This window comes from Bradyrhizobium sp. SZCCHNS1050 (assembly GCF_032484785.1).
GTDB lineage: Bacteria > Pseudomonadota > Alphaproteobacteria > Rhizobiales > Xanthobacteraceae > Bradyrhizobium.
This window is the reverse complement of sequence record NZ_JAUETR010000001.1, coordinates 3,328,897-3,349,472: the sequence shown is the minus strand read 5'-3', so window position 1 is coordinate 3,349,472 and position 20,576 is coordinate 3,328,897. Positions and strand designations below refer to the sequence as shown.

Below are 20,576 nucleotides of genomic sequence, written 5' to 3'. Positions count from 1 at the left end.
CTTCTGCGGCACCATCGAATACGGAAGCAAGGAGGAGCTACCCTCGCAGGGCGATCAGATTCTGAATGCATTCGCGAATGCATTGCGCTTTGAAGCAATACGAGAAGCCGGACGGCAACCCGCCAATCAAAAGCTGGCCAGCGTTTACACCAAGTAGCACGGCCTCAGCATCCAGTTGGGCGAAGACAGGCGCGCCAGAAGCTCCGGAGGCAGATTGCACTTGGAGCAGCACGCGCCTAGCGGGCTCCTGTCCCTCGGTTTGATAATCGCTAGCGGGATCGCTCGAAACAATTCCTCCCCGCATCACAGGCCGCTCGCTACTTCTGTCATAGTGTAATGAGTAGCTCGGCATCAATATTTGCGCTCCTGGCGCAAGTCGCCGTAGATCGTCGTCCGTCGCTAGCATATCAATCTCGGCACTGAAAAGGGCCGGCGGTCCGACCACCGTTCCGGGCGCCTCTGCCGGTTTCCTGCGGCGGAGGTACTGCATTTGCCCGTCGGTGAGATCGAACACCGCAACGTCTTCCCCCGAATTTGCTGCAAAGATGAAGCGCGCGAGGCTTCTTGGAATGGTTTCATAGTAATGCTCATTGTCTGAATAACCGGATATTTTGAACGCCTCGAACTTATAACCGAGCCAAGCGTGGTCCTTGAAGGCGAGATCCAGATTGTGCCTGTTCGTCACAGCGAACAAGGACGCCTCTGATTTAATGAGAAAGCAAGTTCCATGGACCTCCTTTGACGATCCATCGGGAGCAGAATGTATCGTGGAGAGCCTGTACGCCGCGTACAACAAACGCCTGTCCACCATTGGCTCATCACCCTGGATCTCTGTCAGCACAATCGACTGGATGGGTACGAGGGTCGTTCATGAGAATTCGATGCAGTCAAACACGCCACGCCCTCATAACAGATTCGTTGAACTGTTCGTAAGGTTCGGCACCTTCTCCTCCTTTTGCTCTTCCATCATCGTCGCCTCTGTCGAACGCAGGTCTTAAACGTACCGAGGACATACGGCGCCGCGCGGCAAAAGCTAGAGTTGCAATAAGGAAAATAGGTTGCGGGGTTGGATTTAAACCAACGACCCGCGGGCTATGAGCCTACATGGACATAGGACAGCGCCGCCCACGCTCCGGCAGCAGCGGAGCGATACACATCGCAAGACAGGCAATGGGCAATTCATGCGCGGATCGCGATGATGGCCCGATCCGCACTGTTGTTTGCCATGCAAAATTCGGCCCAGTCCGACATCAGCGCCTTGCGCTTCTCGAACAAGTCACCACGGCGGTAAGCCGCCTCGACCTTGCTGTTGATCATGTGAGCCAGCGCTATCTCAACCACTTCATTCGGATAGTTCGTGCATTCGGCGGCCCAGTCCCGGAAGGTCGAGCGAAAGCCATGGGCCGTGATGTCGGAACGGTCCATCCGGTCGAGCAGTGCCAGCATGGCCATGTTGCTGAGCGGCTTGTCAGGCTTGCCGCCCGGAAACAGGAATATTCCGCCCTGCTCCTTGCGCAGCTTCTCGATGATGGCGAACGCCGTTGCGGACAATGGAACGCGGTGCTCCTTACTAGCCTTCATGCGACCGGCCGGTACCGTCCAGACCTTGTCTTTGATCTCTTCAGGTCGCGCGCCGATCACCTCGCCGGTGCGCGCCGCAGTGAGAATCAGATATTCGAGCGCCCGTGCCGCAACGCCGTCCTGGGCGCGCAACGCGGTCATGAATGCGGGTAGTTCATCATAAGGCAAGGCCGCATGGTGCTTGACCTTGCGCACCTTGGCGCGCGCCGGCAACAGCTTGTCGAGATGCCCGCGCCATCGCGCTGGATTCTCCCCCTGACGAAAGCCGCGCACCGTCGCCCAATCGAGCACGGCTTCGATTCGGCCGCGCAGTCGCGAGGCCGTTTCCGGCTTCTTCGCCCACAAGGGCTCGATGATCTTCATCACCAGCGCGGTGTCAATGCCGTGAACCGAAAGCGACCCGATTGCCGGCTCGGCGTACGTCTTAAGCGTCGAGCTCCACTGCGCCGCGTGCTTGGCGTTGCGCCAGCCGGCGCTGTGAGCCGCGAGATACTACTTGGTGCACTCCCTGAAGGTCAGCGCGGCGGCTGCCTCAAGGGCAGCCTGGGCGCGGTGCGCTCGGCGAGCCTCAATCGGATCGATACCTTCGTAAACCTGCCGTCGGCACTCGGCCGCCTTTGCGCGCGCTTCGGCCAGCCCAAAGATCGAGAAAGAACCGAGGCCCATTTCGCGGGAGCGGCCGCGAAGGGTGAAGCGGAAGATCCAGGATTTGGCAGGCGTGTTTTCGCCGTCGCCTGTAACCTGCAGATAGAGGCTCCGTCGGCGTACATGCCGGGCTTCTTGACCTTCGCACCCTTCAGTGCCGTCGGGCGGCCCACTGGATGCGCCATCTCTGCCTGGCAGCCGTACCCACGATGCTACCCGCGTCCTGCACGCGTCTACCCACGTTTTCGGGGCGAACCGGCGCGAACGCGAGAATGCATCCAAACGCTAAAATTATGGCTATTTTTCAGGGGGTTGGCGGACGGCAGCGAACAGATGCAAACGCTGGGATGGCGGAGAGGGAGGGACTCGGACTCACGATAGCGGTCGCGCGATCGATAACGGTCGGGTTGCGGTTCGACTTTTAGGACTGGTCATGGTTGGGGGGAAGCATGGACCGTGACGGCGAACCTTTGGCCAAGCGAAGACAAAGACGGCCAATGATGAGAGCGTCGGTAAGAGGCCTGGAGGGCAGCTCCCCACTTTCGTAGAGCGCAAACGAGTCTCGAGTCCAGCTAAAAATCCCCAGACTAAAACCCAGACTAAATGGAGATCTTAGTCTGGGGCGATTTTCAGCCAATGCGGAAATCGATGATATGTGAATAGGATAGATGGCGCGCCCGGAACGATTCGAACGTCCGACCCTCAGATTCGTAGTCTGATGCTCTATCCAGCTGAGCTACGGGCGCGTTTTTCGCATTTGGCAGGCTCCGGGCCAGTGGCCGGATCCCGGAAGGCCGGAGCGGCAAACGCCGGCAGGCCTCGCGAAGGGCCCCTGACTAACGGCTCGGAGACCGCTTGGCAAGGCTGGAGCGGGACATTTTGCGACCATTTTTCCGCAGACGCGCCGGCGCGGTTCGGCATGGCCGGAGCGGACGGGCTTCGTTCCGACACGCCAGGAGTTCCGGGCTCGACGCCTGCGGCATCGCCCGCGGGAATGGCGGGTGAGGCCGGTCCGGGTTCAGGCGCTGGCGCGCTCGGTCCAGAAGGTCTGCAGCTCGACAGGACGGTCGGGGATCGTGATTCGGAAGGTGGCCCCCAGGGTCCCTTCGACCAGTTGGATGTCGCCATCATGGGCCCGGACCAATTCGGCCGCAATCGCAAGGCCCAGCCCCGAGCCGCCCGGACGACCGGCACCGCGGAAGGCCTCGAACAGGTGCTCCCGCACCTTCGCCGGGACACCGGGACCCGTGTCCGAGACCTCCAGGATCGCCACCCCGCCTTCGCGGCGGCCGGTGATGCGGATCTGGCGCACGCCGGCGTCCGCCGCGAGGCTGTCCAGGGCCTGGGCGGCATTGCGCACCAGGTTGAGCAGCACGCGGAACAGCTGGTCGGGATCGGCATCGATCTTCAGCCCGCGCTCGATCGCCGCGATCCAGGTGATCGAGGCATCCGGCGACAGGCCGGCGGTCTCTCGCACCTCGGCGACGACGGGCTCGACCACCACCATGCGGCGGTCCGGCGCCGGCTCCTGTACCTTGCCGTAGGACAGCGTCGACTGGCAGAACGCGATGGCGCGCTCCAGCGAGCGCATCAGCTTCGGCGCGAAGCGCTGCACCCGCGGATCCGGCACGCTGGCGAGCTGGTCCGACAGCAGCTGCGACGAGGCCAAGAGGTTGCGCAGATCGTGGTTGATCTTGGACACGGCGAGGCCGAGCGCGGCGAGCCGGCTCTTCTGATGCAGCATCGAGACGAGGTCGCGCTGCATGTCGGCGAGCTCGCGCTCGGCGACGCCGATCTCGTCGGAACGCTGGCTCGGCACGATGATTCGCGCCACGCTCTCCGGATTTTCGTGGAAGCCGACGAGGCTCGCGGTGAGGCGCCGCATCGGCCGCACAAACAGGAAATGCAGGGCAAGATAGACCAGCGCCGCGGTCAGCACCGCCAGCAGCAGCGACACGCCGAGCAGGTTGCGCGAGAACCGGTACATCGCCTTGCGCAGCGGCTTCTCGTCGGTGACGACCTCGATGAACTGGGCGCGGCCGGGCGCCGGTCCGATCACCCGCATGGTGTGGTCGCCGGTCTCCGTCATCATCGTCAGCGAGTTCACGATCGACGACCACGCCGTCATGTCGCGCATGTCGAAGTCGTGGTCGATCGAGGCGGGCAGGTCGGCGCTCGCGAGCAGACGGCGCTGCTGGCCCATCTTGATGGCGACGCCGCGCGCGTTGATGGAGGTGAGGATCTGCCGCGCCAGCGAATCCGGCACCATGCCGGACGGTGCGGCGTCGAGCACCAGGGCAGCGGTATTTGCGGCCGCCAGGCGGTCGTTGAGCCGGTTGGTCCAGAAATTGGCGATCGCCGGCACGTAGATCAGCACCTCCGCGATCATCACCAGCGGAATGGTCAACAGCAGCAGCTTTCCAGACAAGCCGAGCCGCCGCGACCGTTTCGGTCGCAGGCGCTCCAGGATTGGCTGGTTGTCGCTCTCGGTCACGTATCGCCCTTGTAAGAGACACCCCACCCTTACGGGACCGCAAGATGGGACTGCACCGGAGTCCGGTCAAATTACGGATCGCTCATGTTCCGGTTTCCAAATCGTTCATAATGGAACCCGAAACTGCACGATCTCTGACGTCTTCAACCCCGCCGCGCCGAAGCCATTCTTGCCTTCGTCATGTGCGCAGGGTCTTGTGCGCAGGGACTTGCGTTCTCGTCCTGCCTCGTGTCGTTCGCGACGCTGACCCACGGCTGGTGACGAAGGTCTTGACGAGATCTCGGCGTCGTCGATCCCTGCACCGCCTATGACGTCTTGCCGCGATTGACGAAGGCAGGACGCTCCCTTATAAGCCGCGCCAACCGTCCGCGATGACCCGGCTCGCCCGGGAGCGGCTCGATTTCAGGGCCGGCAGCGGTCCATTTCGGGCCCGTAAACATCACCGGACATCAATCGACATTTCAAGCAGGCAAGTTGTCAACTGGCAAATTGCCCGTCAGCGGAGAACGACCCGTGAAGCGGACTTATCAACCCAGCAAACTGGTGCGCAAGCGCCGTCACGGCTTCCGCGCCCGTCTCGCCACCACCGGCGGCCGCAAGGTCCTTGCCGCGCGTCGCGCCCGGGGCCGCAAGCGTCTCAGCGCCTGAAGCCAGGGCGTCTGTCCCGGAGATTTCCATCATGGATCGGCTACGGCAGCGGGCGGACTTCCTCGCCGTTGCCGATGGCGTGCGGGCGAACAGCCCTGCCTTCGTCGTCCAGCGCCGGGAACGGCCGGACCGGGGCCCGGTCCGGATCGGCTTTACCGTCACCAAGAAGAATGGCACCGCCACGGAGCGTAATCGCATCCGTCGGCGGCTGCGCGAGCTTGTGAAACGGCTCGATCCCCTGTCGATGCGGCCGCACACTGACTACGTGCTGGTCGGCCGGCGGGATGCCTTGTCACGCGACTTCCAGACCATGCTCGCCGATCTCCAGGCGACGCTCCGCCGCCTCGACCGGCCGCAGGCCAAGCCGCAGCCGCGCAAGCCGTCGGATGCGGACAAGCCAAACGCTCCCGCACCGGACGCGCATTCCCGCAAACCGGATTGAACGACGAGACGATAAGAAAACGATGACCGACAATCGCAACACCATCCTCGCCGTCATTCTGTCCGGCCTCGTGCTGATCCTTTGGCAGGTCTTCTACAACGGACCGCAGATGGAGAAGCAGCGCGCGCAGGCCCAGATGCAGGCCGAGCTCGCCAAGAAGCAGGCGCCGGCAACGCAGCCCGACAGCGCCGCGCCGTCGGCCACCCCGCAGCCGGGCGCGGCCGCGACCGGCAGCCCGAGCGCGCCGGGCGGCGCCGTGACCGGCACCGGCGTGATGCCGCGCGACACCGCCATCGCCGCCACGCCGCGCGTCAAGATCGACACACCGCGGCTGACCGGCAGCATCTCGCTCAAGGGCGCACGCATCGACGACCTGGCCTTCGTGCAGTACCGCGAGACGGTCGATCCGAAATCGCCGGCGATCGTGCTGTTCTCCCCGTCCAACACCGCCGAGCCCTATTATGCCGAGTTCGGCTGGGTGAACGCCGCCGGCGCCAAGGTGCAGGTGCCCGACCAGAACACCGTCTGGCAGCAGGACGGCTCGAATGCGCTGACGCCGTCGACCCCGGTGAAGCTGACCACCACCAACGGCGACGGCCTGACTTTCCAGCGCACCATCAGCGTCGACGATCACTATCTCTTCACCATCAAGGACGACGTCACCAACGCCGGCAACGCACCGGTGACGCTGTATCCCTACGGCCTGATCTCGCGTCACGGCACGCCGCACGTGTCGGGCTATTACATCCTGCACGAAGGCCTGATCGGCTATCTCGGCGAGAAGGGCCTGCAGGAATTCACCTACAAGAAGATGGACGACGAGAAGGCGGCGAAGTTCGACGTCACCAATGGCTGGCTCGGCATCACCGACAAATATTGGGCGGCGGCGCTGCTGCCGATGACCGATGCGCGGCTGCAGGCGAACTATTCGTCGAAGCTGGTCGACAACCAGCACCGCTACCAGACCGACTATGTCGAGACCCCGCAGACCGTGCCGGCCGGCGGCTCGGCGTCGGTCTCCACCCGGCTGTTCGCCGGCGCCAAGGAAGCCGGCGTGGTCGGCATCAACTTCCCGATCGGCGGCCTCGGCGGCTACAATCAGAAGCTCGCGCTGAACCATTTCGATCTCCTGATCGACTGGGGCTGGTTCTACTTCCTGACCAAGCCGATGTTCCTGGCGCTCGACTTCTTCTTCCGCTTCTTCGGCAATTTCGGCGTCTCGATCCTGCTGGTGACGGTGCTGGTGAAGGCCCTGTTCTTCCCGCTGGCTAACAAGTCCTATGCCTCGATGGCCAAGATGAAGGCGATCCAGCCGCAGCTCCAGGCGCTGAAAGAGCGCTATCCGGACGACCGGATGAAGCAGCAGCAGGAGATGATGGAGATCTACAAGAAGGAGAAGATCAACCCAGTCGCCGGCTGTCTCCCGGTCGTGCTGCAGATCCCGGTGTTCTTCTCACTCTACAAGGTTCTCTTCGTCACGATCGAGATGCGGCACGCGCCGTTCATCAGCTGGATCAAGGATCTCTCGGCTCCGGATCCGACCAATCTGTTCACGCTGTTCGGGCTCCTGCATTTCGATCCGACCCAGCTGCCGCTGTTCGGCCATTACCTCGCGCTCGGTATCTGGCCGATCATCATGGGCATCACGATGTGGTTCCAGATGAAGCTGAACCCGACGCCGCCCGATCCGACCCAGGCGATGATCTTCAACTGGATGCCGCTGATCTTCACCTTCATGCTCGCGGGCTTCCCGGCCGGCCTCGTGATCTACTGGGCCTGGAACAACACGCTTTCGGTGCTGCAGCAGGGCTTCATCATGCGCCGCAATGGCGTGAAGGTGGAGTTGTTCGACAACATCCGCGGCACGTTCAAAAAAAAAGCGGCGTGACGAGTAAGGCGGCGTGAGCCGCTGAAGCAACCAACCATCTACCGTCATGGCCGGGCTTGTCCCGGCCATCCACGTTTTGATATCCCGCGCAATGGGCGTGGATGCCCGGGTCAAGCCCGGGCATGACGAAGAGCGAGGCCTTGTCATGACCACCAGCCACGACACCGACGAGCGCCTGATCGAAAAAGGTCGCAAGCTGTTCGCCCAATCGTGGCGCTTCACCCATGCATCTCCCTCGATCGAAAGCCTGCCGCCGATGGGGGCGATCGAGGTCGCCTTCGCCGGCCGCTCCAATGTCGGCAAGTCCAGCCTGATCAACGCGCTGACCGGCCAGAACGCGCTGGCGCGCACCTCGCATACGCCGGGCCGCACCCAGGAGCTGATCTTCTTCGAGGGGCCCGAGCATGCGCCGCTGCGGCTGGTCGACATGCCCGGCTATGGATATGCCGCCGCGGCGAAGACCAAGGTCGCGTCCTGGACCGAGCTGATCCACAAATTCCTGCTCGGCCGCGCCTCTCTCGCCCGCGTCTATGTGCTGATCGATGCCCGTCATGGGCTGAAGGAAGTCGATCAGGAGATCCTCAAGACGCTGGACCGGTCCGCCGTCAGCTATCAGCTCGTCCTGACCAAGGCCGACCAGATCAAGCCGGCTGAGCTCGCAAGCCGGATCGCCGAGACCGAGGCCGCGCTCGCCAAGCATCCGGCGGCGTTTCCTCACGTGCTGGCGACGTCGTCACGATCCGGCACCGGCATGCCGGAGCTGCGTGCCGCCATGGTGCGGCTGCTGGAAGAGCGCAGCACATGATGACGCCGTGGCGAATCCTGGTCGCAATGGCCGGGCTGATGGGCGCCGCCGGCGTCGCGCTGGCGGCCAAGGCCGCGCACGAGCCCGACGCAGCGCGGCTCGCGACCGCCTCCACCATGCTGCTGTTCCACGCCTGCGCCCTGCTCGGCACCATCGCGCTGGCAGAGCGCGGCGTGGTTCATCGGCGCATCGGCCTGGTCACGGCGATCGGCTTCGTGCTCGGCCCGGCCCTGTTCGCCAGCGACCTCCTGATGCGGCAGTTCACCGGCGACCGGCTGTTTCCGTTCGCGGCGCCGATCGGCGGTAGCTTGCAGATCGCGAGCTGGCTCGCACTCGCGGTCTGCGCGCTGTGGCCGCGGCGGGCGTGATCCGGCGCTTTGCGCCGCGGGCGGCAATCGGCTAGAACGCGGCGCGACGCCCCCGACAGCCGAGACCTCCCAGACATGACCGACGCGACCACCATCAGCCCGCTCGATCAGGCCCGCATCCTGTCCGAAGCGCTCCCGCACATGCAGGAGTACGACGACGAAACCATCGTCATCAAATATGGCGGCCACGCCATGGGCGACGAGGACACCGCAAAAGCGTTCGCGCGCGACATCGTGCTGCTGGAGCAGACCGCGATCAATCCGGTGGTGGTGCATGGCGGCGGCCCGCAGATCGCGACCATGCTCAAGCGCCTCGGCATCGTCTCCGAATTCGCCGCCGGCCTGCGCATCACGGACGCGGCGACGATCGAGATCGTCGAGATGGTGCTGGCCGGCTCGATCAACAAGCAGCTGGTCGGCTACATCAACGAGGCCGGCGGCAAGGCCGTCGGGCTGTGCGGCAAGGACGGCAACATGGTGCGCGCGGTCAAGGCGACCCGCACCATGGTCGATCCCGACAGTCACATCGAGAAGGTGGTCGATCTCGGCTTCGTCGGCGAGCCGGACAAGGTCGATCTGACGCTGCTGAATCAGCTGATCGGCTACGAGCTGATCCCGATCCTCGCACCGCTGGCGACCTCGAAGGAAGGCCAGACCTTCAACGTGAACGCCGATACGTTCGCCGGGGCCGTGGCCGGTGCGCTGAAGGCCAAGCGCCTCCTGCTGCTCACCGACGTGCCCGGCGTGCTCGACAAGTCGAAGAAGCTGATTCCGGAATTGTCGGTGAAGGACGCACGCAAGCTGATCGCCGACGGCACCATCTCCGGCGGCATGATCCCGAAGGTCGAGACCTGCATCTACGCACTCGAGCAGGGCGTGCAGGGCGTCGTCATCCTGGACGGCAAGGTGCAGCATGCCGTGCTGCTCGAGCTGTTCACCAACCAGGGCACGGGCACGCTGATCCACAAGTGAGCACTTCCCGCCAACTCTCTCCGTCATGGCCGGGCGAAAGCGCGGAGCGCGTCTTCGCAATGCAGACAGCCCGGCCATCCACGTTGTTCGGCGAGTTCGGAGCGAGAAACATGGATGCCCGGGTCAAGCCCGGGCATGACGATGGGGAGAGAGCGGGGCGTATCAAACCCTTCCGGACTCGCGCTCCGCTCAGCCTCACTGTGATCCTTCTGGCCTTGTTCGCCTCCCTCACCCCCGCCCGCGCCGACCTCAAGCTCTGCAACCGAATGAGCTACGTCGTCGAGGCCGCAATCGGCATCGACGAGAAGGCGGCAACCGCGACCCGCGGCTGGTTCCGGCTCGATCCGGCGACCTGCCGCGTGGTGCTGCAGGGGACGATGACCGCCGACCGCATTCTCCTGCATGCACGCGCGCTCAGCCTCTACGGCGCGTCGCCGCTCGCCGAGAACGGCAACGACCAGCTGTGCGTGGCGGCGGACAATTTCGTCATCGCCGCCGCCCGCCAGTGCCGCACCGGTCAGACGCCGGCGGCGTTCACGCAGGTGACGCCGAGCAAGGCCGACGACGGCACCCTGATCGCCTATCTCGCCGAGAGCGCCGAATATGACGACGAGCAGGCGCGGCTCGCCGGCATCCAGCGGCTGCTCGGCATCGCCGGCTATGACGCCTCGCCGATCGACGGCGTCGACGGGCCGAAGACGCAAGCCGCGCTCGCGGCGTTCCTGAAAAGCCGCGGGCTGTCATCCGACGTCGTGTCGCAGCCGAATTTCTTCGCGGCCATGGTGGACGCGGTGCAGACGCCCTCACCCACCGGGCTGACCTGGTGCAACGACACCCCGCACAAGGTCATGGCGGCGGTCGGCACCGACGACGGCCGCACCGTGGTCAGCCGCGGCTGGTACCGCATCGATGCCGGCAAATGCCTGCATCCCGACATCACCGGGCAGCCGAAGAAGGTCTACAGCTTCGCCGAGGCGGTCGACGATGAGAACCGCACCATCAAACTGAAGAACAAGCCGCTGAACTGGGGCGGGCTGGTGCAGCTCTGCACCCGCGAGAACAAGTTCGAGACATCAGAGCAGGGCGACTGCCCGAGCCGCGGCTTCACCGCCACCGGATTCACCGCCGTCGACATCACCCGCGGCGGCAAGACGCTGCGCTTCGCGCTGCCGTGATGGGCATAGCGATGTTGCCCACGTTGCCACAACACCCACAGCTGTCATCCCGGCGAACGCCGGGATCCATAACCACCGGCCGAGGTTTGGGCCATCGGCATCAGCCATCATGCCGCAAGATAGCTTCCGCGGTATCGGTCCCGGCGTTCGCCGGGACGACAGCGGAATATGCCGCCCTAGCCGGGCATGATGACCGAAGGCAGGATGGACCGACGCCCACATGACAAAATCCCCTCGCGCCTTCGATCACGTCGACACCTGGGTGTTCGACCTCGACAACACGCTGTATCCGCATCACGTCAATCTGTGGCAGCAGGTCGATGCCAGGATCGGCGAGTTCGTCTCCAACTGGCTCAAGGTCGATGCGGAGGAGGCGCGCCGCATCCAGAAAGACTACTACCGCCGCTACGGCACCACGATGCGCGGCATGATGACCGAGCACGGCGTGCACGCCGACGACTTCCTTGCCTACGTGCACAAGATCGACCACTCGCCGCTGGAGCCGAACCCGGCGATGGGCGCGGCGATCGAGAAGCTGCCTGGGCGCAAGCTGATCCTGACCAACGGCTCGGTCGACCACGTCGACGCGGTGCTGGCGCGGCTCGGCATTGCCGCGCATTTCCACGGCGTATTCGACATCATCGCCGCCGAGTTGACGCCGAAGCCGGCGCGCGAGACCTATGACAAGTTCCTCGAGCTGCATGCCGTCGATCCGACGCGGGCCGCGATGTTCGAGGACCTTTCCCGCAACCTCGCGGTGCCACACGACCTCGGCATGACGACCGTGCTGGTCGTGCCCGACGGCACCAAGGAGGTGGTGCGCGAGGACTGGGAGCTGGCGGGGCGCGACGATCCGCATGTCGATCATGTCACGGACGATCTGACCGGGTTCTTGCAGCGGCTGGTGGGGTGAAACCCGCCACGCATTGAGCTGTCATTCCGGGGGCGATGCGAAGCATCGAACCCGGAATCTCGAGATTCCGGGCCTAGTCCTTCGGACCATCCCGGAATGACGGAGCATGATAAGCCGCACCTCCCGCGCGGACGGCCCCCGCCACCGATGCGTCCTTGACTCTCCGGGTCCAAATCCCGAAAAAGCCGCCCTGCCCACCATGCTCGTACACGGCCGTCCCCGGCTTTCTGCCCAGGGACCAAGCGAGGATCGACCGATGTCACTGTCCGCCCTGGAATCCACCATCAACAGCGCCTTCGATGCCCGTGATGGCGTCTCGACCACGACCAAGGGCGAGGTCCGCGACGCCGTGGAGAGCGCGCTGGAGCTGCTCGACAAGGGCGAGGCCCGGGTCGCTGAGCGCGGCACTGACGGCAAGTGGAGCGTCAACCAGTGGCTCAAGAAGGCCGTGCTGCTGTCGTTCCGCCTCAACGACATGAGCGTGATCCCCGGCGGCCCCGGCCAGGCGTCGTGGTGGGACAAGGTGCCGTCGAAGTTCGAGGGCTGGGGCGAGAACCGCTTTCGCGACGCCGGCTTCCGCGCCGTGCCCGGCGCGATCGTGCGCCGCTCGGCCTTCATCGCCAGGAACGTCGTGCTGATGCCGTCCTTCGTCAATCTCGGCGCCTATGTCGACGAGGCGACCATGGTCGACACCTGGTCGACGGTCGGCTCCTGCGCCCAGATCGGCAAGCGCGTGCACATCTCCGGCGGCGTCGGCATCGGCGGCGTGCTGGAGCCGCTGCAGGCCGGCCCCGTGATCATCGAGGATGACTGCTTCATCGGCGCGCGCTCGGAGGTTGCCGAGGGCGTGGTCGTCCGCAAGGGGGCGGTGCTGTCGATGGGCGTTTTCCTGGGCGCGTCGACCAAGATCGTCGACCGAGAGACGGGCGAGGTTTTCGTCGGCGAGGTGCCGGAATATGCCGTCGTGGTACCGGGCGCGCTGCCGGGCAAGCCGATGAAGAACGGCCAGATCGGCCCCTCCACCGCCTGCGCCGTCATCGTCAAGCGCGTCGACGAGCGCACCCGCTCCAAGACCTCGATCAACGAGCTGTTGCGCGACTGATTGAACCGCGGCTGCGGCCGCGGCAACGAATCTCCGGGCCGGCCAAGCCATCGGTCCGGAGGACGTCCATGGACTGGACCTGGTTTCTGTTTCGCTTCCACGGCCGGATCAACCGCGCCAAGCTCTGGCTGTCGTTGCTGGTGGTGCTCTGCTGGATGGTCTTTGCCGCCGCGCTGGTGGCGGGCGCGAGCAGGCTGCTGGGCGGCCCGACGGCCTTCAGCTTCAATCTGACCGACATCTTCGCGGTCCTCGACCCGGACACCTTTCGCGGCTTGACCCGCGCCGATATCGTCCCCGCCACCTTCCACGTCATCCTCACCCCCGTGTTCGTCTGGGTGTTTGCCGCAGGCGCCATCAAGCGGCTGCATGACCGCGACAGGAGCGGCTGGTGGACGGTTCCGTTCTTCGTCGTGCCCGGGCTGGTCAACCAGTACGCGGAGCGGATTCCCGGGACGGTCATTCCAGCGATCGTGGGCGGCGCTGGTGCGCTGCTCTCGCTGTGGGCCTTCATCGAATTGTACTGCCTTGCCGGCGATCCCTGGACCAATCGCTTCGGGCCCAACCCGTTGCCGAAGGTCCGATCCAGCGAACGCTCCGGCCAGCCAAGACCGCCCGCGCCCGCCTGGAACCAGCACAAGGAGCTGGAGTTCACCCCGCACGTTGCGAGCCCGCCGCGAGGGGAAGCGGCAATCGGCAGCACTAGCCCGCCGGCAAAATAGCATGTTAAGCGAAAGGCATGACCGATGCCCTCGCCATCACCCGCGACCTGATCCGCTGCCCCTCCGTGACCCCGGCCGATGCCGGCGCGCTCGGCGTGCTCGAGGCCCTGCTGAAAGACGCGGGCTTCACGACGCATCGCGTGACGTTCTCCGAAGCAGGCACGGCCGACATCGACAACCTCTATGCCCGCATCGGCACCGACGGGCCGCACATCACGTTCGCCGGCCACACCGATGTGGTGCCGCCCGGCGATGAAGCGGCGTGGAGCCTGCCGGCGTTCTCGGGCGAGGTGAAGGACGGCTACATCTATGGCCGTGGCGCCGTCGACATGAAGGGCGGCATCGCCTGCAGCGTCGCGGCTGCACTCGACTATCTGCGCGATCACAGCGGACAGCCGAAGGGCTCGATCTCGTTCCTGATCACCGGCGACGAGGAGGACGTCTCGATCAACGGCACCATCAAGCTGTTGAAGTGGGCGGCCGAGCGCGGCGAGCGGTTCGACCATTGCGTGCTCGGCGAGCCGTCCAATCAAGAGGTCATGGGCGACTGCATCAAGATCGGCCGCCGCGGCTCGCAGTCCGGCACCTTGATCGTCGAGGGCAAGCAGGGCCACGTCGCCTACCCGCACCGCGCCTCCAACCCGGTGCCGGACATCTCGCGCCTGATCGTGGCCTTGTCGGACGAACCGCTCGACAACGGCAGCGCGCAGTTCCAGCCGTCGAATCTCGAATTCACCACCGTCGATGTCGGCAACACCGCCAGCAACGTCATTCCCGGACTGGCGCGGGCGAAGTTCAACATCCGCTACAATGACTGCCATACGCAGGAGACGCTGCGCGCGCTGGTCGAGGAGCGGCTGACGAAGGCCTGCGGCAATCGCATCCGCGCCCGCATCGACTGGCTGCCGTCGAACTCCAACGTGTTCCTGACCAAGCCCGGACCGTTCACCGACCTCGCGGTTGCGGCGATCGAGAGCGTGACGGGCCGCAAGCCGGAGCTCTCTACCACCGGCGGCACCTCCGACGCGCGCTTCATCTCGAGCTACTGCCCGGTGATCGAGTTCGGCCTGGTCGGCCAGACCATGCACCAGATCGACGAGCGCGCCTCGGTCGCCGACATCGCCACCCTGACGAAGATCTATCGCGGCATTCTCGATCGCTACTTCGCGTGACCCCCTCTCTGCGCATCATTGCGAGCGCAGCGAAGGAATCCAGGAGGTCTCCGCGGCAGCGATCTCGATCGCTTGGCGCCTCAATTGTGCGCCACCGCGATCTCGACCGGAACGGCCGCAATTAGTAGTCGACCTTCACGAGGTAAAGCCCTTCCGGCGGCGCGACGACGCCGCAGGCGGCGCGGTTGCGCGCGGCGAGCGCGGCGGCCAGATCATCGGCGGTCCAGCGACCCTGCCCGACCCACACCAGTGAGCCGACCATCGAGCGGACCTGGCTATGCAGATAGGAGCGGGCGGAGGTGAGGATGGTGATCGCATCGCCGTCCCTCACGACGTCGAGCTGATCCAGCGTCTTCTCCGGCGATTTCGCCTGGCATTCGGTATCGCGGAACGTCGTGAAGTCGTGCTTGCCGATCAGCCGCTGCGCGGCTGCATGCATTGCATCGGAATCGAGCCGCTGCGGCACCCGCCAGACGCGGCCGACCTCCAGCGCGAGGTTGGAGCGGCGATTGACGATCCGGTAACGGTAGTGCCGCCTGCGCGCGGAGAACCGCGCTTCGAAGGTGTCGGGCATGATCTCGGCGGCGAGCACCGCGACCGGGTTCGGCCGCAGATGCGCGTTGAGCGCGTCGCGCAGCTTGTCCGGGCGGAACTCCTTGGCGATGTCGCAATGCGCAACCTGGCCGGTAGCGTGGACGCCGGCGTCGGTGCGGCCTGAGCCGTGCACACGCGTGGGCACGCCGCAGGTCGCCTGCACCGCCGCTTCGAGCGCGCCCTGCACCGACGGCAAGGTCTCCTGCAGCTGCCAGCCGCAGAACGGCGCGCCGTCATATTCGATGGTGAGCTTGTAGCGGGGCATTCGGTCTATTGCTGCCGTCATCGCCCACGCAGGCGGGCGATCCAGTATTCGCCGACGTCTCGGCGCGACAATGCACGTCTCAGCGTACTGGATACCCCGCTTTCGCGGGGTATGACAGCGTTACGAAAAACGAGCACCGCGATTCAATGGGGTGCCGCGCAGGAAATCCGCGGCCTTCATCGGGCCCTTGCCGGCGCGCTGCAGCTCGGTGATGCGGATCGCGCCGTCGGCGCAGGCGATGGTGAGCTGGTCATCCAGAACAGTGCCGGGCGCGCCCGCGCCGCCGGCCTGCTCACAGCGCAGCATCTTCAGCCGTACCGCCTCGCCGTCGAGCACGACCTCGCTCCAGGCGCCGGGAAATGGCGACAGGCCGTGGATGTGCCGCAGCACCGTATGCGCCGGCTTCGTCCAATCGATCCGCGCCTCCGCCTTCTCGATCTTGGCAGCGTAGGTGACGCCCTCCTCGGCCTGCTTCGTCAACGTCAGCCCGCCGCGCTCCAGCGCCGCCATCGCGCGCACCATCAGGTCGGCACCGATCCGCGAGAGGCGATCGTGCAGATCGGACGCCGTCATCGCGTCGGTGATGGGCAGACGCTCGGCCATCGCAACGTCGCCGGTGTCGAGACCGACATCCATCTTCATGACCATCACGCCGCTTTCAGCGTCCCCTGCCATGATGGCACGGTTGATCGGCGCGGCGCCGCGCCAGCGTGGCAGCAACGAGGCGTGGAGGTTGTAGCAGCCGAGTTTCGGTGCATCGAGAATCGCCTGCGGCAGGATCATGCCATAGGCGACGACAACGGCGGCATCGGCCTCATGGGCGCGGAACGCAGCCAGCGCGTCCTCGGTCTTCAGCGTCTTCGGCGTGAGCACGGGAATGCCGAGCCGGCGCGCCTCGGTCTCGATCGGCGTCGGCACCAGCGCCAGGCCGCGGCGGCCGCCGGGTTTGGGCGCGCGCGTATAGACCGCCGCGATCTCGTGGCCGTGGCCGGCGAGTTCGAGCAGGGTCGGCACGGCGAAATCCGGCGTGCCCATGAAGATCAGGCGAAGCGGCATCTGGTGGAAGATCCTGCATTGCCGAATCCTCCGCGTCATGGCCGGGCTTGTCCCGGTCATCCACGTCGAGCTGCCTGTAACGCGCGGCGCGACGTAGATGCCCGGGTCAAGCCCGGGCATGACGGAGGAGAGAGTTGATCGTTACTCGCTGGCGCGCTTGGCGGCCTTGGCGAACTTCTTCATCACGCGGTCGCGCTTGAGCTTCGACAGATAGTCGATGAACAGCACGCCGTTGAGATGGTCGATCTCGTGCTGGATGCAGGTGGCGTAGAGCCCCTCGGCATCCTCCTCGCGAACCAGCCCGTCGAGATCGGTGAAGCGCACGCGCACCCGCGCCGGCCGCTCGACCTCCTCGTAATATTCGGGGATCGACAGGCAGCCTTCCTCGTAGACCGACAGCTCGTCCGACTTGGCAACGATCTCCGGATTGATGAAGACGCGCGGCTCGCGCTTGCCTTCCCCGTTCGCGTCGGGCTTGGCCAGATCCATGGTGATGACGCGCAGCGGCTGCGCGACCTGAATCGCTGCGAGCCCGATGCCAGGCGCGTCGTACATGGTCTGAAACATGTCGTCGACCAGCTGCCGGATCTCCGGCGTGACCTTCTCGACCGGCTTGGACACCAGCCGCAACTGCCGGTCCGGCAGAATGATGATTTCTCTTAGGGACATGGCGCGCGATTTAAGCCGCGGAACCGGCGCGGTCAATGTGATGGCTCGCAGTTAAGACTTCGCTAACCATGAATTTCAACGCCTCGTTAACCATGATTCTTAACCTGGCCTTAACCATAAATGTTCTCTCTTCGTTCGCGAGCTTGTGCGAATCGGATAGACGGGCGTGATGACCGCCGCCAGCCAGTCCCTCAATCCTGTCGTCATCATGATCGGCGACCTTCCGGTCCGCGCCAGCGATGCGCTGATCGGATTTGGCGTGCTGGTGGTGCTGCTGCTCGTGATGATCGTGGCGGCCGTGGTGCGTTCCGGCCGGCGCGGCGCCGAGCTCGCGGCCCAGCAGGCGATGCGCAGCGATGAGATCGAACAACGGTTCAGCGAGATGATCCGCGTCCAGAGCGAGGCCTCCGGCCGGGTCGACGCGATGGCGCAGCTGCTCGCCGGCCGGCAGGTTGATCTTGCCCGCAGCGTCAACGAACGGCTCGATGCGGTGACTCATCGCGTCGGACAGTCGATGGAGCAGAGTACGCGGCACACCATGGATAGTCTGCGCGTGCTGCACGAGCGGCTCGGCATCATCGACAATGCCCACCGTGATCTCAGCGAGCTGACGACCCAGGTCACGACCCTGCGCGACGTCCTCGCCAACAAGCAGTCGCGCGGCGCGTTCGGCCAGGCACGGATGGAGGCGATCGTGCAGGACGGACTGCCGAAGGGCAGCTACGCGTTCCAGCACACGCTCGCCAGCGGCAAGCGGCCCGACTGCGTGGTGTTCCTGCCCGATGCGCGGCCGCTGTGCATCGACGCCAAGTTTCCGTTGGAAGCCGTGACCGCGCTGCATGATGCGGAGACGGACGAGGAGAAGCGCACCGCCGCACAGCGCCTGCGTACCGACGTGCTGCGTCACGTCAACGACATCGCGGAGAAATATCTGGTGGTCGGCGAGACGCAGGACACCGCGCTGATGTTCGTGCCGTCGGAATCGGTCTATGCCGAGATCCATGATGGCTTCGACGACGTCATCCAGAAAGCATATCGCGCGCGCGTCGTGCTGGTGTCGCCGTCGCTGCTGATGCTCGCGATCCAGGTCATGCAGCAGATCATGAAGGACGCACGCATCCGCGACGCCGCCGACCAGATCCGCAACGAGGTGATCCATCTCGGGGACGATCTCGGCCGCTTGCGCGAGCGCGTGCTCAAGCTGCAGAAGCATTTCGGCGATGTCGGCGAGGACATCCGCCAGATCCTCATCTCGGCCGACAAGATCGAGAAGCGCGCCGCGCGGATCGAGGAGCTCGACTTCAGCAAACAAGACACGCCGGTGGAGTCGCCACGCATCGCGCCGGCTACGAGCACCGCGCCGGATTTGTTTCCGCTGGCGGGACGCGTGCAGGCGGGCGAGTGATTGGGTAGCTCGCCCTTGTCGCAGCTTGAATTTTGCCAAGACTGTCATCGCCCGGCTCGCGGACGATGACAGCTGAGATGGGGAGCGTTTCTTGCGCAAATCTGCTACCACCCATCCATGACCGTACCTGAGGCTTCTTCCGACATCACCGCGACCGGCGCAAAGCCCGAGGCTGCGCCAAAAGCCCCCACCTGGCGCGAGAGCATGGCCGTCTATCTGCAGCCGCGCGTGCTCGTGGTGCTGTTCCTCGGATTTTCGTCGGGGCTGCCGCTGGCGCTGTCCGGCTCGACCTTGCAGATCTGGATGCGCGAGCTCGGCGTCGACCTCGGGACCATCGGGTTGTTCGCGCTCGTCGGCACGCCCTACACGCTGAAATTCCTCTGGGCGCCGCTGGTCGACGCGCTGCACGTGCCGCTGCTGACGCGCGCCTTCGGGCGGCGGCGCGGCTGGCTGGTGTTCGCGCAACTGCTGCTGATCGCCGCCATCCTGCTGCTGGCGTTGACCGACCCGGCGCACGCGCCGTTCATGGTGGCGCTGGCCGCGCTGCTGGTCGCCGCGATGTCGGCGACCCAGGACATCGTGGTCGATGCCTTCCGCGTCGAGAGCCTGCCGGAGAGTGAGCAGGCCGCGGGCATGGCGGCGTATGTCGCCGCCTACCGCATCGGCATGCTGGTCTCGACCGCCGGCGCACTGGTGGTGGTCAGTGCATTCGAGAACTCGGGGCTGACGCGTCCGTCGTCCTGGATGTGGGGCTATGTTGCGATGGCCGGATTGGTGCTGATCGGCACGATCACGGCCCTCGCGGCGACCGAGCCGGCCCAGTCGCAGCAGGCGGAGGCCGCGATGGGTGCGGACACCGCGCTCACCCGCGTGATGCACGCGGCTGCCGGAGCCTTCGTCGAATTCCTCGGCCGACGTGATGCGCTCACGGCGCTCGCCTTCGTCGTGCTGTTCAAGTTCACCGACGCCTTCTCCGGCACGATGACCGCGCCGTTCGTGATCGATCTCGGCTTCAGCAAGGTCGACTACGCCGCGATCGTGAAAGGCGTCGGCCTCGCCGCCACGCTCGCCGGCGGCTTTGCCGGCGGTTTCGTCGCGCGGCGCTACTCGCTCGCCACCAGCCTGTGGATCGGCGGCATCGTGCAGGCGCTGGCCAACCTGTCGTTCTCATGGCTCGCCATCGTCGGCGTCAATCAGTGGGCGCTGGCGCTGGCGATTTCTGCGGAGAACTTCACCAGCGCGATCGGCACCGTGATCTTCGTCGCCTATCTCTCTGCGCTGTGCCAGAACCCGCTGCACACCGCGACCCAATATGCGCTGCTCACCGCGCTCGCCGCGGTTGGACGAACCTATCTGTCATCGGGCGCGGGCTATGTGGCGAAAGCGACCGGCTGGCCTGCATTCTTCGTCATCTGCGTGCTCGTCGCGATCCCGAGCCTCGTGCTGCTCGCTTGGCTGCAACGGCGTGGGCATTTCGATGATTTGGGGCCGGTGAAGCTGTAGCTGCCGCCTCACCGTCAACTGTCGTCACTCGCGAAGGCGGGTGACCCTGTATTCCAGAGACGTCAGCTATCAACCGAGGGGCCGCGGCGTAGTGGATCGCCCGGTCGAGCCGGGCGATGACTGCAGAAGTCAGGACGCGGCGCTCGCAGCGTCCCAAGTG

18 protein-coding genes, 1 tRNA gene and 1 pseudogene are annotated in these 20,576 nt (G+C 65.2%); 13 read left to right on the top strand and 7 right to left on the bottom strand.

Annotated elements, in window-relative coordinates:
* Window positions 1-37: 37 nt before the first annotated feature.
* The 4 genes and pseudogenes from QX094_RS15150 to QX094_RS15135 all read right to left on the bottom strand — a co-directional run bounded on the left by QX094_RS15150 (window position 38) and on the right by QX094_RS15135 (window position 4,720).
* Entirely contained in the window at window positions 38-694 is a 657-nt protein-coding gene (locus tag QX094_RS15150) for a hypothetical protein (protein WP_316187973.1), read from the bottom strand.
* A gap of 485 nt (window positions 695-1,179) precedes the next feature.
* Window positions 1,180-2,411 (bottom strand): annotated as a pseudogene (locus QX094_RS15145) (tyrosine-type recombinase/integrase).
* Window positions 2,412-2,895: 484 nt separating this feature from the next.
* A tRNA-Arg gene (locus QX094_RS15140) sits at window positions 2,896-2,972 on the bottom strand.
* A gap of 272 nt (window positions 2,973-3,244) precedes the next feature.
* A complete protein-coding gene (locus QX094_RS15135) occupies window positions 3,245-4,720 on the bottom strand; it encodes a HAMP domain-containing sensor histidine kinase (RefSeq protein WP_315715364.1) in 1,476 nt (491 codons plus the stop codon).
* A 513-nt stretch (window positions 4,721-5,233) separates the two neighbouring features.
* Here QX094_RS15135 and rpmH point away from each other — a divergent pair.
* The 11 genes from rpmH (at window position 5,234) to dapE (ending at window position 14,924) form a co-directional block, all read left to right on the top strand.
* Window positions 5,234-5,368: a 50S ribosomal protein L34 gene (gene rpmH, locus QX094_RS15130; protein WP_006609582.1), complete on the top strand. Its 135-nt coding sequence runs from the start codon at window positions 5,234-5,236 to the stop codon at window positions 5,366-5,368.
* A gap of 31 nt (window positions 5,369-5,399) precedes the next feature.
* On the top strand, window positions 5,400-5,810 hold the full coding sequence (gene rnpA, locus QX094_RS15125; protein ID WP_315715363.1) for a ribonuclease P protein component: 411 nt from the start codon (window positions 5,400-5,402) through the stop codon (window positions 5,808-5,810).
* A gap of 22 nt (window positions 5,811-5,832) precedes the next feature.
* The gene (gene yidC / locus QX094_RS15120; RefSeq protein WP_315825871.1) at window positions 5,833-7,698 is read left to right on the top strand and encodes a membrane protein insertase YidC; all 1,866 of its coding nucleotides are present in this window, start codon (window positions 5,833-5,835) and stop codon (window positions 7,696-7,698) included.
* Between the two features lie 145 nt (window positions 7,699-7,843).
* Entirely contained in the window at window positions 7,844-8,503 is a 660-nt protein-coding gene (gene yihA / locus QX094_RS15115) for a ribosome biogenesis GTP-binding protein YihA/YsxC (RefSeq protein ID WP_315715361.1), read from the top strand.
* The gene (locus QX094_RS15110) at window positions 8,500-8,871 is read left to right on the top strand and encodes a DUF423 domain-containing protein (protein WP_315752203.1); all 372 of its coding nucleotides are present in this window, start codon (window positions 8,500-8,502) and stop codon (window positions 8,869-8,871) included. The genes yihA and QX094_RS15110 overlap by 4 nt, the downstream gene beginning before the upstream one ends.
* A 75-nt stretch (window positions 8,872-8,946) precedes the next feature.
* On the top strand, window positions 8,947-9,843 hold the full coding sequence (gene argB, locus QX094_RS15105; protein WP_012047096.1) for an acetylglutamate kinase: 897 nt from the start codon (window positions 8,947-8,949) through the stop codon (window positions 9,841-9,843).
* Between the two features lie 110 nt (window positions 9,844-9,953).
* Window positions 9,954-11,018 (top strand): DUF1036 domain-containing protein, encoded by a 1,065-nt coding sequence (locus QX094_RS15100; protein ID WP_315825870.1) that lies wholly within the window; start codon window positions 9,954-9,956, stop codon window positions 11,016-11,018.
* 220 nt (window positions 11,019-11,238) lie between these two features.
* Entirely contained in the window at window positions 11,239-11,931 is a 693-nt protein-coding gene (locus QX094_RS15095) for a pyrimidine 5'-nucleotidase (RefSeq protein WP_315715358.1), read from the top strand.
* 256 nt (window positions 11,932-12,187) lie between these two features.
* Window positions 12,188-13,033 carry a 2,3,4,5-tetrahydropyridine-2,6-dicarboxylate N-succinyltransferase gene (gene dapD, locus QX094_RS15090; protein WP_015669883.1) on the top strand — a complete coding sequence of 282 codons (846 nt, stop codon included), beginning with the start codon at window positions 12,188-12,190 and terminating at the stop codon, window positions 13,031-13,033.
* Window positions 13,034-13,101: 68 nt separating this feature from the next.
* Window positions 13,102-13,752 (top strand): DUF805 domain-containing protein, encoded by a 651-nt coding sequence (locus QX094_RS15085; protein WP_315825869.1) that lies wholly within the window; start codon window positions 13,102-13,104, stop codon window positions 13,750-13,752.
* Between the two features lie 17 nt (window positions 13,753-13,769).
* Window positions 13,770-14,924 (top strand): succinyl-diaminopimelate desuccinylase, encoded by a 1,155-nt coding sequence (dapE, locus tag QX094_RS15080; protein ID WP_315825868.1) that lies wholly within the window; start codon window positions 13,770-13,772, stop codon window positions 14,922-14,924.
* Window positions 14,925-15,045: 121 nt separating this feature from the next.
* Here the strand turns inward: dapE and truA are convergent, their stop codons facing one another.
* The 3 genes from truA to def form a co-directional block, all read right to left on the bottom strand.
* A complete protein-coding gene (gene truA / locus QX094_RS15075; RefSeq protein WP_315752208.1) occupies window positions 15,046-15,783 on the bottom strand; it encodes a tRNA pseudouridine(38-40) synthase TruA in 738 nt (245 codons plus the stop codon).
* Between the two features lie 120 nt (window positions 15,784-15,903).
* Window positions 15,904-16,839 carry a methionyl-tRNA formyltransferase gene (fmt, locus tag QX094_RS15070; RefSeq protein WP_316167270.1) on the bottom strand — a complete coding sequence of 312 codons (936 nt, stop codon included), beginning with the start codon at window positions 16,837-16,839 and terminating at the stop codon, window positions 15,904-15,906.
* A 141-nt stretch (window positions 16,840-16,980) separates the two neighbouring features.
* Complete coding sequence (def, locus tag QX094_RS15065; protein ID WP_315715353.1) at window positions 16,981-17,508, bottom strand: peptide deformylase; 528 nt, start codon at window positions 17,506-17,508, stop codon at window positions 16,981-16,983.
* A 169-nt stretch (window positions 17,509-17,677) separates the two neighbouring features.
* Here def and QX094_RS15060 point away from each other — a divergent pair, with 169 nt between their 5' ends.
* On the top strand, window positions 17,678-18,913 hold the full coding sequence (locus QX094_RS15060; protein WP_315715352.1) for a DNA recombination protein RmuC: 1,236 nt from the start codon (window positions 17,678-17,680) through the stop codon (window positions 18,911-18,913).
* Between the two features lie 117 nt (window positions 18,914-19,030).
* A complete protein-coding gene (locus QX094_RS15055; RefSeq protein ID WP_315715351.1) occupies window positions 19,031-20,416 on the top strand; it encodes an AmpG family muropeptide MFS transporter in 1,386 nt (461 codons plus the stop codon).
* The last annotated feature ends 160 nt before the right edge of the window (window positions 20,417-20,576 follow it).